We start from the raw sequence: 13,318 nt of genomic DNA, 5'->3' as shown, positions 1-13,318 counted from the left end.
ATTAGACAATGGTAAATCTTGGCGGATTTTTGAAGCAAAGTAATCGCAAAAAGTAGCACATTGTTGTCGCGCTGTTTCTGATTTTATTGTGTATGTTGGAACTGACTTCAAGCTTTGCTCGTTAGTTGTTCTCAGCATGAGAATCACTTTTTTCGCGGCGACTAAACTGCTAAAACGCCAAAAATATAAATCTAATATTTTTTATTATTAAAAATAAGTATTTTTAATCCTTACACTTCTTTACAAAACAGTTTGCTTGGTGCATGAAAAAAAGTATTACTATTTAGAGATTGTTCTTTAACCTCTATGGATGACTCCTATCATGCATTTACGAAAAATTTCTTTAGCAATCGCGTTTGCTGCATCATGTTTTTTTTCCTTCAATGCTAGTGCCGTTGATAGCGGAAAAACGACTTGGCTTTGGGATACCAGCGCACTTATTTCTACCTCAAAAACCATTACGACCGCAGATAAAGTTCAGATTAATAATTTGATTGCTTTTTGCAAAAATAAACGCGTTACTGAAATTTATCTTCAAATTAACCGCGATATTCGAGTTGAAAAATATCAATATCTGGTAGCTAGTTTAGGCGCTGCACAAGTGATCGTCGAGAATCGTTCTTATCCTATCAAAGTACATGCCCTCGATGGTGCGGATAATTGGATTACTCCCGATGGTGCAAGTAATAAAAAAGCTTTTTTTGATTGGGTTTTCGCTTACCAGACCAAAGCAAACATGAACCAACGGTTAGCAGGCATTCATCTGGATGTAGAACCGTACACCTCCGCTTTGTGGAGAAGTGAAGTACATCATGACAAAGCCATCGCAGCCTATCAGGGCTTCATTAATGACGCGATAAAACGTGTAGAAGATGCGAAATCTGGAATTGGTGTTCCTGCCCGATTGCCAGGTGATTTACCCTTAAGCTTTGCGATTCCCTTCTGGTTCGATGGAGAAACCTATATCGACAAGGCTATCCTGCCGTATGCGTATAACCCCTCGCTTCCCTTACCGAATAATCTTGCCGAGTGGTTGTATGCCAATACTAAGATTGCGGCATTAGCCGTGATGACGTATCGCGATTCTCTGGAAGGCCAAGGTGGTGGCATGTGGGGAGTCGCATCTAAAGACCTGATTCTTGGTGTCAGATACAGCAAAAAAACCATCGTCAGCGCCGATGTTTCTCCAGTCAAAGGAACCGATCCTACTTACATCACTTTTTATGAAGAAGGCGAAGCTGCCATGTTGAATGTTTTAAATGGCTTGAGAACCAAAATTGACAATACAAGTGCGACCAAAACGGCCAAATATGCATTTGCGATTCATGACTATAACAATTGGCTCAAGATCAAACCTTAATCAGGGAGAAAAAATGGTATATCAGTGCCCCTAGGTTTATTTCTTTAATCAATGTCATCAAATTGCTGGCATATTCTTCAGAATGTGATTTTATGAACGGCAAGGCTCGCCTCATGCCTTGCAACATGATTGTCTTTCCCGCATGAGGAAGCGAGCAAGGCATCTTCAATATCTCCAGGATATTTATCCTCCGTCGCACATATCACAGTAGCGGCTTGCAGGATGTCTTTATCACTTTTTGCAGATTGATTGATACGCGAAAGAGCTGAAAATAATTTGTGAATGGCAAAGCGAGCAGGATTGGGCGTGTAGACGGGCACTGTGTAGGTTTTACTAAAAATGACGGATTCCATTTTTTCGTCGACTAAATAATCCAGATGAAGTACCGATTGGGCATAGGCGTTCAATTCAGGGATCAAAACGGGTGTCCCTGTATCAGATCCGTTCACTAAGAGGTCAACTAAGAGTTTTTCTTTGCCTGGCAGCTTGTAGGTTTCTGATTTTCCTCCAGGCTTTAAGCCTGTCTTCGCTTTGATAAATGGCAGCCCTGCTGCTGCAGGATTTCGAGCAGACTCATTTGCGGCGCTGTAGCAAGGCTCAATGAGTTTATCGCATTGCATCAATGTCCTCTGTTAGGTAACTTGCTGCCTTCACACTAAGGTGATTAAGAATTACGCCGTAGGCATGACTTCCAATTAATGTGAGTCCACCGGCAAAAAGTTTGTGGTTATGTAATGCCGCTAATGTGGCACCTGCCTTGTCTTCAATCACCGCAAAACCAAGTTTACGGAGTTCCCTGACGCTTCGTACAACCATTTCTGCACTTTGGATATTATCGAGTGCATTCCTAAGAAGGATGTCCGCTTCAGGATTCCCTGACGGGTCACCAAATTATTTCTCCGATGGCTTGCTCTTTGCATCGTAAAAACGATGATAAAAAATGTATCAGATCCTCGCAATCGATCTTCAATGCGACCCGGTGTTCCAATATGAATGACTTCCTGCGTTTTTGAGATTGTCGAATTCGGTGTGGTGGGTTGCTTGAAGGGTCGAGTAGAGCTGTTTCACTCTGTCAACTCCTTGCTTATCACATAAATTTAAAAAATGTGTGGCAATGGTGGTTTGTGCAGTAAATTTTTGCCACATATTTTTTAATATTATGTGGCAAAAAAGCTGGATTAACTTGGATTTTTAAAGCTGAGTGCTATTTTAAGCATCGTTTGAGCATCTTTGTATTGTGTTTACGTAGGTATATAAAATAAATCTCAAAAAGTCGTAAAAGTCACATTGTTACGATTTTTTACCAGTGCTAATATGAATTATTCAGTTAAAACATGGTGCAAAACGTGGCGAAATTAATTCAAATCGATAATGAGCGTCTTCAAGTGTGTCGTAAAGCAGTGCCGATGTCGCAAAAGGCTTTGGCTGACCAGGCTTTTTCTATTTTAAGTAAGGCAAACGAGGAATCACGATTGCGTATGTATCAAAAAATTGAAGAAACTGGCAAGGTAAGTTTAGTTAGAGCTAAGTCGCTTGCTAAAGTCTTAGGGGTGACGATTGAACATCTTTTGAATCGTGATTATTTTGAGTATGGTGAAGCACTGGGAAAGAAACTAAGGAATCGAATTCGCTATTTGAAGTTAAGTGAGAATACCTTTCTGTTAGAGGAAATTTCTACATTGCTAAAGTTTGAGCTTGGTGAATTGATGTCATGGGATATGGCAGACAAAGATTGGGCATATAGGAGTTTGGCGTCTGAATTGTTGCGTGATTTTGAAAAATTTTCTTTTCATGGCAATGGAAAGGAAATTCGTAAAATTTACGCTTGCCTTTTATTGGAAAGAGACGACTTTCCGATGAATGGAAGCGACGCATGTTATTGGTGGATTTATTCTGATTTCTTTCATTTGGAACATGTACTTGGAAAACTCTTACTTGGTTCAGCGAGTATCAATTATTTTTTGGAAGATAGCCGAAAATATTTATCAAGCCATTGCCAAGGGAGTTTGAAGTTCACCTTGGAGAAAAGTAAATTTCATCATCGTCTGACAGGTGAATTTAGCAATAATACGCGCAAAAATGTATTTGAATGTGTCGCATGTAGAGTCTCCCGCGAAGATGGAATGTCATGGATTCACGCCGACGTTTGGGAGGATGAATATGTGTCGAGAGATCTGGAGAAATTCGCTTGGCAATATGCTGATTCCGTTGACATTTACGGTAAAGTCGCACCCGCAGTAGGGAGTGCACCAATAATTCAAATTCTTGTTTTTGAAAATAGAGGTGTGGGAAGAAATGATGAGGATTGGGAGTGTGTGGAGAAGCGCAATTTTAGTTTTAACCATGAGATTGAGGAATATCTTCAAGATATTTGTGATGGTTTAAATACGGAAGAATATGGCTTCTTCTTGGCAATGCGCGGTGTTGAATTGACTTTAACTGAAAAAGCTAAAGGCAGTTTTTTTGCGGTAAGGCGTAAATTAAAGAAATTTGAAATTGATTTGGGCTGGATCGATGAAAGCAATCAATTTAATCAAGCGCCTTGGGCGGAAGTTAGACGCAAACAATTTATTGAGCTTCGACGAACCGAGAGTGAGTTAGCCTAAAGTATCCGATCAGCATCACGTGTTTGCGTGATTAGCGGCAATTTTGAAAGTTTAATTTTTCTGTAAAGGAATACATATATGAGTCGAAGTTCAAATGATGATCGTAGCGATAGCATGAATCCAAATAATGATGCGTATTGCGCGAGCGAACAGAATCGTATGAGCCAAATGGGGGCATCTGACGACGATGATTCAAATAATAGTGTGAATGTAGTACCTGTTCGTGCTCATTTTTTTGAGAGTCAGAGTTTCCTTGGTCTGCGCGATAACAGTAAAGGCAATGGTGATGATATCGTGTTGGGAACACACATTGCTATGGAGAAACGTCTGGAAATGCTTGAAGGAATTCGCATCACCTGCGTTAATGAAAAGCAAGTAGAACGCACAGCAAAAGTAGAAACGTACCATATTGATATAGCCGTTACTGAAGCCAAAAAACTTTGGGAAACGGGAAATTTGGTTTTCCTTTGTTTGTACGATCAAGAAAAAGTGCTATTCGAGAGGAGCTCCATTTCTGATTATGCAGACGAAGATATTACCCTCTTAAATGAATTGGAGAAAATAGACCGACTTCTAAAAAAGGCACTAATAGGTCATAAAAGTGCACGTGCAAGTTTAATGGCGGTAAGTGAATTTGATAGAGGTGGTGTGGAGCGAGAACTACCACAATTAGGGGTGTGGAGATCTACTGTTCAAGACTTAGAAGAATATCAGGCCGACGTAATGCTGAAACTGGAAAAAAACGGTGTCGACGCAAAAGGTGTTTCGCTTATACCAGCAATATTGGCTTCCAAAAATTGTGCAAAAGTGAAAATTTGTTCCGAATGGATAAAGCAATTTCACTTAGGGAAAGTAAAGCATGATCAATTGCATGATGTGCTTACTTCACCAATAAAAATTGAACAGATGACCAAGCGAATGAATGAGAGTTAGTATTCTCTGCTCTTCGGGATCTAAGTAGCAAATCCAATTTCCGCTTGACTTCGTCTTTCATATTGCAACAGTCGCAAGATAAGTCGTGAAACAATTGATGTGTCATTCAAAAGCGTCAAACAAAATGATTGGTGCTCTAGCCAGATAGCCTGCATCTAATTCTTTGATTGGCATAGCTTGAAGTAGAGAACTAGAGAGTGAAACGCATACAAATTTGTTTGATTCGATCAGCGCTAATTGGCTACTTACTAATCTATTACTTCCAAGCCCATCAACTCCTGAATAGTCTGCCGACGACGTATCAATCGCACCTCATCGCCATCCACCAACACCTCAGGAATCAATGGTCGTGAATTGTAATTCGACGACATGCTGGCTCCGTAAGCGCCAGCGTCGTGAAATACCAATAAATCACCGACTTCGCAGGCAGGTAAATCTTGATGCGTGACGACGCCACCTTCTTCTTGGGTGAAGACATCGCCAGATTCGCAGAGCGGGCCAGCGACGACAGTAGGGCGGGTATTGCCTGTGCGTAGTTCGCCATTGGTAATGTGGGCGCTGATGCGGTGGAAGCTGCCATACATGGAAGGACGTACCAGATCATTGAAACCGGCATCGACGAAGGCGAAGAAGTTGCTACCAACTTGTTTTTGTGCGCGCAGTTCAGAAATCAAGATGCCCGATTGTGCGACTAAAAAGCGCCCTGGTTCGATTTCCATACTGATCTTGTGACCGAGATGCGCTTCGATCTGCTGACGTGCTACATCCCAAATCTCGAAGTAATGTGCAGTATCGACTTCGGGTTCGCCAGCTTGATACGGGATAGATAAGCCACCACCGATAGAAATGGCTTGCAGATCTAGCGGGCAGTTTTTGACTTGTGTGATCATGGCATCGCACACACTTTGTAAATGGTCGTAATCGACGCCCGAACCGATATGCATGTGTAAGCCAACTAATTGCAGACCATATTTACGGATCAGAGCATAGGCTTGCGGTAGTTCTTCATGCCAGATGCCGTGCTTACTTTGTTCGCCACCGGTATTCGTTTTGCGGCTATGACCATGTCCGAAGCCAGGATTGATACGTAACCAAACTGGGTGACCCGGATGCGCTTCACCGAGCTGTTCTAACATTTGTGGTGAGCCGCAATTGACCGGGATATTTAATTCCACTACGCGTTTTAATGCATGCTGATCGAGTAAGTCCGCCGTGAACACGATAGGTGCATGCGCCGATGCCGAGCTAGGATCAAATCCTGCTACGAGCGCGCGTTCGACTTCTCCCAGAGACACTGAATCCACTAACACACCTTGTTCGCGCATCAAACGCAAAATGTGAAGATTGCTGCAGGACTTTTGCGCAAAGCGAATTACGTCAAACTGGCGTAACTGCGCAATCTGGGCGCGAATCAAAGCCGCATCATATGCCCAGCACGGTGTTTGATAAGTTTGCGCGATGTGATGTATTTGTGCTGCGGAGATGGCGTTAGGCATAAAGAATTCCAGATCAGGTAAGGACATTTGAGATGCACTACTGTAACGCGTACAATGCCAAAACTAAATGGGTGTTCAAAGGTGAAATCGCACTTTCACCGTGGATTCACTAAAAATCACGAGGTTTTGCTTATGAATCAAAAAATCGACCAATTTGACAAAAAAATCCTGCAATTATTGCAAGAAGATGCTCGCATGTCGCATGCTGAAATTGGCCGTCAGGTGCACCTGAGTCAACCCGCAGTCTCCGAACGTATCAAGCGCCTTGAAAGCAGCAATATCATCCGTGGTTATCGTGCCGACATTAATCCCAAGGCTCTCGGCTATGACATTACAGCAATGATACGCGTCTCTACCCAACAAGGCCGGCCGTACGCACAATTCGTCGCGAATTGCCCTGAGATTATCGATTGCTATACCGTAACTGGCGAAGATGGCGCAGTGATGAAGGTACTGGCGACGGACGTCGAACATCTGCAGCGTATTATTAATCAACTCAATGCCTTTGGCTCGACTTCGACGGCAATTGTGCTGACGACGCATGTGGCTGGCAAGGTGATTGCCACGCCAGAAGTTTGATTGCCTTTGATGATTTTCATTGGAAATTTAACCTTCACTATTAAGAAAAAAGTCTCGCATGGTTTTTAGTTCAATCAGTTTTTTATTTTATTTTTTGCCGATATTCCTCGTGTTATATCGTGTACTGCCATGGAAAAATGCGGTACTCGCGATTGCCAGTTTGATTTTTTATACCTGGGGCGAGCCAGCGAATTTGCCTTTGCTGCTGATTTGTATCGTTGCAAACTATGGTTTTGGTTTGTGGATAGCGAATGCGCAACAGCGCGGAGCTTCTGCCAAACTAGCCTTCGTACTGGCAGTAGGTTTCAATCTAGGCGGCCTGGCGTACTACAAATATTTTAATTTTGCGATGGATACTGTGATGCAGGCGGGCTCGGCTTTGCATTTTCAAATCACACGGCCCGAGCAAGTCAGCTTACCTTTGGGTATCTCGTTTTTCATCTTTCACGCTATTTCCTATCTGGTCGATATTTATCGCAAGAAAACGGCACCAGAAAAAAGCTTTGTCGCGCTATTTACGTACATCATCATGTTTCCACAATTGGTGGCCGGACCCATCGTTCGCTTTTCGACGGTCGCGCGGCAACTGCATCAAAGACGCTGGTCGTGGGCGCGTGCTGAGACTGGGGTGCGTTTTTTTATTTTGGGGTTAGCCCAAAAAATATTATTGGCCAATACCTTTGCATTGAGTGCTGATCAAATTTTTGGATTGAGCTCTGACCAGCTATTGAGCAGTGTTGCCTGGTTAGGGGCACTGAGTTACACCTTGCAAATCTATTTTGATTTTGGCGGCTATTCTTTGATGGCGATAGGCCTCGGAATAGTCTGCGGATTTACCTTTCCGCGTAATTTTCACTTCCCCTATATCGCACAATCGATTACTGAATTTTGGCGCCGCTGGCACATGAGTTTGTCACGCTGGTTCCGTGATTATGTGTATATACCTTTAGGTGGAAATCGCGGCACGTCGTTGCGCACAGCGGTCAATTTATTCAGCGTGTTCGTACTGTGTGGATTGTGGCATGGTGCTAACTGGACATTTGTTGTCTGGGGTATATATCACGGCTTGTTTTTGGTCGCAGAACGTCTAGGTTTATCAGCGTGGATAGCAAGCTGTTGGAAACCTATGCGTCATCTCTACACGATGTTGGTGGTGATGCTGGCTTGGGTTTTATTTCGATCTGAATCTATCCAATCCGCAGGAAATTTTGCCTTGAGTATGTTTGGCATTGGTAACTTGGATATGGCGCAGGCGACGCCTTTAGCAGCATATCTTCACCCCAGCTTGTTGTTGGCAATCATAGCAGGAATTGTGTTGGCAACGCCCGCTCAATCAATGTTGCTGAGCGCTGTTCAGGCTAGATTTCCAGCTAGTCGTAGTGTGACACTAATTCGACAAATATCCCTGCTTGGGCTATTTGTATTGTGCATGATCAGCTTGGCGAGTGGTGCCTATAACCCATTTATCTATTTCCGGTTTTGAGTGAGAACAGATGATGCGATTTTTGTCTATTTTGTTTGAACCTATCCGCATGGTTCGTCGGCACGGTTTCCTGTGTTTTTGGTTTGTAATTTTGCTGCTACCCGCAGTTATACAGGTGTTGAAATTAGACCAAGCTGATCCAGCATTGGAAAATCGGGAATTGGCAGCGCTGCCACAGCGTCCGAATAATTTGGCTGCGGTGCTGGCTTGGACCAATCAGATGGATGCTTATCTGAACGATCATTTTGGACTGCGCCAATCGATGATCGCGTGGAATAATCAATTGCGCTTCTATGGTTTAGGTGAAACTGCATCGCTACAATTAGCGATGGGCGGCGAGCAGACACTGTTCTTCACTTCCCATGACGCTGCTCACCCTCAACGTATGCGTCAATTTTTATGTGGAAAAGGCGTCACGCCTGCTGTCGTTCAGGAATTGGCGACGAGCGTCACCAGCTTTATGCAAGTTGTGACACAAACATCGAAGACCGAAAGTAAAGAAGCGGACGAAAAGCAAGCAACTGCGATCGCATTCGTCCCGACCAAACCGATTTTATATTCGGAATTGCTACCAGCCTGGATGCAAGCAGAATGTGCGCATCAGATACCGACGCTACCTGCAATCTTGCAGCAAATTGCACTAACCAGTCCCGAAGTTTCCAATACTGTCTTTTATCCTTTAGCAGCGATGCAAAAACAAAAGGCAGAAATGCAATTATATCCAGCAGTGAATTTTCATTGGCATGGACGTGGTGCGCAAGTTTTTGCTCGAGAGCTGGCTGAGCAGCAGTGGCATATGGACGCTGCCCGAAGTTTACGCTTTCATCCTGAAACAGTCAGTTCTGATTTGCAGCGCTTCATGCCCGGCGTGCCTTTGGTCGCCCAGATAGAGAGCCCTGATTATGGGGCGTCGAATATTACCGCCTGTGTTGGACCAGATTGCTTCCCCGAGTTGCCTAGCGCTGCAAAGTTGGGTGATGTTTCACGTTACCGTTGGCAGTCCCCGACACCGACATCAGGTAAAAAATTATTGATCATTTCCGATTCGTTTGGAAATGGCGGTGCAGGTTATTTTTCTCCCTATTTTTCTGAAGTCTGGCACATCTCTATTAATAGTTCAGGACAATTGTCAGAACAAGAAATGACAACTCTGCGGGCAAACTTCGCAAACTTTGCGCCACAGCAGGTTCTGTATCTATTCCATGATTACTCAATTAGCTGCTTTAGCCGTTCGCTTAATTATTGTCCCATTGAGCTGAATAAAGTATTAAGGCAATTGCACCCATTTCCTTTGGAAAATTGAATACGTAAGGTGCTGTCCGAGTTCGTAGCCAAACCTTGAATCGGACACTGCGGACGCTTTTGATTTTCTTAAGTAAAAAGTGTAAATTTGATTAAAATCAAGTACTTACCGTAATTTTTTAACTTGGCACACTTCCTGCTAAAGCTATGGTATTCGACACACCTTGCTAAGGAAGTTCCATGATTCGTGATACATCAGGTCAAGATGCGGTTATTGCCGCAGTGCCAGTCTGGCGTCAAAAGAAATTAGTTGCTGGTATGGTGCTGGCACTCGTTTTAGTGATCGCTTGTTTCTTCTTATTTCGTGCTTTTGCTAACGGTAGTAAATCTATTAATGCATCACGTATCAAAATCGCTCAAGTGACTCGCGGCACTTTGGTGCGTGATGTCGCGGTGAATGGTCGTATGGTTGCGGCGATTAGTCCTACCTTGTATTCGACCGCGTCGAGCACCGTAACCTTGAAAGTCAAAGCGGGCGATATGGTAAAAAAAGGCGATATCGTCGCCGAACTGGAATCGCCCGACCTCACCAATTTACTCAAACGCGAACAAGCTAATTACGACCAATTAGAAGCGGAAGTTGGTCGTCAAAAAATTCTGGCACGTAAGCAAAAACTGATTGCCCGACGTGATGCTGATCAGGCGGAAATTGAACGCGTTACCGCGGCTAGAACTTTCGAGCGCTTTGAAAAAGCTGGTCCATCTGGTGTGATTTCCAAGATCGATTATATGCGCGCCCAAGATGCTTTGAAAACGGCAGAAATCCGCGCTAAACATGCAGAAGCCGCCACCAGTTTGGAAAATGAAGATGTTGATCTGAACCTGAAAACCAAGAGTGCACAATTAGAACAGCAGCGTCTGGTACGTGATGATGCAAAACGTAAAGTGGAAGAGCTGCGCTTAAAAGCCCCGGTGGATGGCATGGTCGGTACTTTGTCGGTTGCCAATCGCAGTGTGGTTGCAGCGAATACTGCTTTGATGACTTTGGTCGATTTATCGCAGTTAGAAGTCGAGTTAGAAATTCCAGAAACTTATGTTGCTGATTTGGGTTTGGGGATGACAGCAGAAATCACCATTAACGGCGTCACGACTAAAGGAAAATTATCTGCCTTGTCACCTGAGGTCGTGAAGAATCAGGTATTGGCGCGGGTTCGTTTTGATGGTGCGCAGCCATCGGGTTTGCGTCAAAGCCAACGCGTTTCCGCTCGTCTCTTAATCGAAGAAAAACCCAATGTATTGATGTTGGCACGTGGCCCGTTTGTTGAAAGCGAAGGCGGTCGTTTTGTCTACGTCGTTGACAATAATATGGCGATCCGCCGCCCCTTCAAATTAGGTGCTACCAGTATCTCAGCAGTAGAAGTCGTAGACGGTTTGAAAGTGGGCGATAAGGTGGTTGTCGCCGGTACCGATCAGTTTGAAAACGCAGAAAAAGTCTCTCTCAATAATTAATCTTATTGCCCTCAACAAGAATAAAGGAAACGCTATGTTACACATGAAAAATCTCAGCAAAGTTTATCGTACACACATGATAGAAACCCATGCTTTGCGTGGTTTTGAAATCCACGTCAAGCAAGGTGAGTTCGTCACCGTGACTGGGCCATCGGGTTCGGGTAAAACCACCTTCTTGAATATCGCAGGTTTGCTGGAAGAATACACAGGCGGTGAATATTTCTTGGATGGCGTGAATGTGACAGGCATGGATGACAATGCCCGTACCCGTTTGCGTAATGAAAAGCTGGGCTTTATTTTTCAAGGTTTTAATTTAATTCCCGATTTGAATTTATTCGATAACGTGGATGTGCCTTTGCGTTATCGTGGCTTTGCGGCGAAAGAACGTAAAGAACGTATCGAAGACGCATTGGCGCAAGTTGGCTTGTCTTCTCGTATGAAGCATTATCCGGCGGAATTGTCCGGCGGACAGCAACAAAGGGTAGCGATTGCGCGTGCCTTAGCCGGATCACCACGCTTGTTGTTGGCCGATGAACCGACAGGTAACTTAGATACGCAAATGGCGCGCAGCGTGATGGAATTGCTGGAAGAAATTAACGCCAAAGGAACGACGATTTTGATGGTCACGCATGATCCTGAATTGGCATTACGTTCACAACGCAATGTGCACATTATCGATGGTCAGGTATCGGATTTGGTGCGCAAGACACCGAGTCTGGTGGTGGAGCATCACAATGTAGAAACCAATTTGCATATCGCTTAAATTCATCAGGAATCATCATGTTTCGATACTATTTTTTATTAGGCATTAAAAGCCTGCGGCGCAATCCCGCTCTGACTGCACTGATGGTGTTGACGCTCGCGATTGGTGTTGCAGCAAGTGTGTCAACTTTAACGATCTTGCATGTGATGTCGGGTGATCCGATTCCACAAAAGAGTGATCGTTTATTTACCGCGATCATTGATCCGGGTCAGAAAGAAGGTTACACGCCAGGCGAAGAGCCAAATGATCACCAATTTACCTACAAAGACGTCACTAATTTGCTCGCTAGCCAGCAAGGTGTGCGACGTGCCGCAATGTATGGCATACAAACCACCTTAGAGCCAGAGCGCAAAGATTTAGGTGCGATCTCGATGGAAGGCTTGGCGGTGACGGCGGATACTTTTCCTATGTTTGAAATTCCGTTTCTTCATGGTCAAGGATGGCAAGCAACGGAAGATAAAAGCTCTGCCGATGTGGTGGTGCTGAGCAAGCAAATGGCGGAAAAGATTTTTGGTGCGACGAATCCTGTCGGCAAGAAAGTCCGTATGCTTAAGGGCGATTTCACGGTAGTCGGCGTGAGCGATAATTGGGCACCGAAACCAAAGTTTTACATCTTTAACGGCCGTGAAGGCGCGTTTATGGATGAGCCAGATTTCTTGCTGCCGATGAGTAATGCGATTCGCCGTGAGACTGCACATAGTGGCAGTATGGGTTGTACTAGTCGTTCTGAACCGGGTTGGGAAGGGCGTTTGAATTCTGAATGCACATGGTTTCATTTTTGGTTTGAATTGAAATCGCCAGCACAGCGCGCAGATTTGCAAAACTATATCGATAGCTATGTTGCTGAACAATTCAAATTGGGGCGCTTTCAACGTCAGGCAAAAAATCGCTTATTCAATGTGCGTGAATTTTTGGTTGAAATGCGAGTGATCGGTGATGACAGCCGTCTCTCTGCTTGGCTGGCTTTTGGCTTCTTGTTGTTATGTTTGGTGAACACGGTTGGCCTATTATTAGCGAAATTTTCAGTGCGCGCTTCGGAAGTCGGTGTGCGTCGTGCACTGGGTGCTTCGCGCAGAGAAATTTTTACACAATTTTTGATTGAGACCGCGGTCGTTGGTTTAGTTGGTGCCTTGCTCGGTGTCTTGCTGGCGATGGGGGCATTGCAATTAATCGCCTTGCAATCGAAGGCACTGGCGGTAGTAGCGCATATGGATTGGGCGATGCTGGGATTGACTTTCTTTATGTCGGTTAGTGCAGCGATGTTAGCGGGATTGCTGCCGACTTGGCGTGCTTGTCAGGTTACGCCCGCAATCCAACTGAAATCTCAATAAAGATGGAAGCTTAAGA

Annotated in this window: 11 protein-coding genes; 9 read left to right on the top strand and 2 right to left on the bottom strand. The window is 44.3% G+C overall.

The annotated features are described in order from the left end of the window. Nucleotides 1–322 precede the first annotated feature (322 nt). Nucleotides 323–1,360, top strand: coding sequence for a hypothetical protein (locus tag H8K55_RS06380; RefSeq protein ID WP_186941253.1), 1,038 nt, complete (start codon nt 323–325; stop codon nt 1,358–1,360). Between the two features lie 77 nt (nt 1,361–1,437). Here H8K55_RS06380 and H8K55_RS06375 read toward each other — a convergent pair whose 3' ends face one another. Continuing rightward, nucleotides 1,438–1,980: a GSU2403 family nucleotidyltransferase fold protein gene (locus H8K55_RS06375; protein WP_186941252.1), complete on the bottom strand. Its 543-nt coding sequence runs from the start codon at nt 1,978–1,980 to the stop codon at nt 1,438–1,440. Between the two features lie 726 nt (nt 1,981–2,706). On the opposite strand from H8K55_RS06375, the gene H8K55_RS06370 reads away from it, so the two are divergent. Together H8K55_RS06370 and H8K55_RS06365 are read left to right on the top strand one after the other, a co-directional pair. Next, a complete protein-coding gene (locus H8K55_RS06370) occupies nt 2,707–3,966 on the top strand; it encodes a helix-turn-helix domain-containing protein (protein ID WP_222612386.1) in 1,260 nt (419 codons plus the stop codon). 78 nt (nt 3,967–4,044) lie between these two features. Beyond that, the gene (locus tag H8K55_RS06365; protein WP_186941440.1) at nt 4,045–4,899 is read left to right on the top strand and encodes a hypothetical protein; all 855 of its coding nucleotides are present in this window, start codon (nt 4,045–4,047) and stop codon (nt 4,897–4,899) included. Between the two features lie 248 nt (nt 4,900–5,147). Here the strand turns inward: H8K55_RS06365 and lysA are convergent, their stop codons facing one another. Further along, nucleotides 5,148–6,395: a diaminopimelate decarboxylase gene (gene lysA, locus H8K55_RS06360; RefSeq protein ID WP_186941250.1), complete on the bottom strand. Its 1,248-nt coding sequence runs from the start codon at nt 6,393–6,395 to the stop codon at nt 5,148–5,150. A 132-nt stretch (nt 6,396–6,527) separates the two neighbouring features. On the opposite strand from lysA, the gene H8K55_RS06355 reads away from it, so the two are divergent. From H8K55_RS06355 to H8K55_RS06330, 6 genes are all read left to right on the top strand, one after another. Continuing rightward, the gene (locus tag H8K55_RS06355; protein ID WP_186941249.1) at nt 6,528–6,974 is read left to right on the top strand and encodes an Lrp/AsnC family transcriptional regulator; all 447 of its coding nucleotides are present in this window, start codon (nt 6,528–6,530) and stop codon (nt 6,972–6,974) included. A gap of 58 nt (nt 6,975–7,032) precedes the next feature. Further along, entirely contained in the window at nt 7,033–8,457 is a 1,425-nt protein-coding gene (locus tag H8K55_RS06350; RefSeq protein WP_186941248.1) for an MBOAT family O-acyltransferase, read from the top strand. A 10-nt stretch (nt 8,458–8,467) separates the two neighbouring features. Beyond that, nucleotides 8,468–9,760, top strand: coding sequence for an alginate O-acetyltransferase AlgX-related protein (locus tag H8K55_RS06345; protein WP_222612385.1), 1,293 nt, complete (start codon nt 8,468–8,470; stop codon nt 9,758–9,760). A gap of 179 nt (nt 9,761–9,939) precedes the next feature. After that, nucleotides 9,940–11,208, top strand: a complete 1,269-nt coding sequence (locus tag H8K55_RS06340; protein WP_186941246.1) for an efflux RND transporter periplasmic adaptor subunit — start codon at nt 9,940–9,942, stop codon at nt 11,206–11,208. Between the two features lie 34 nt (nt 11,209–11,242). Then, a complete protein-coding gene (locus H8K55_RS06335) occupies nt 11,243–11,971 on the top strand; it encodes an ABC transporter ATP-binding protein (RefSeq protein ID WP_186941245.1) in 729 nt (242 codons plus the stop codon). A 17-nt stretch (nt 11,972–11,988) separates the two neighbouring features. After that, on the top strand, nt 11,989–13,302 hold the full coding sequence (locus H8K55_RS06330) for an ABC transporter permease (RefSeq protein ID WP_186941244.1): 1,314 nt from the start codon (nt 11,989–11,991) through the stop codon (nt 13,300–13,302). Nucleotides 13,303–13,318: the final 16 nt, after the last annotated feature.

The organism is Affinundibacterium flavidum (assembly GCF_014284175.1).
Taxonomy (GTDB): Bacteria; Pseudomonadota; Gammaproteobacteria; order Burkholderiales; family Burkholderiaceae_D; genus Undibacterium; species Undibacterium flavidum.
This window is presented reverse-complemented; position numbering and strand designations above follow the sequence as displayed.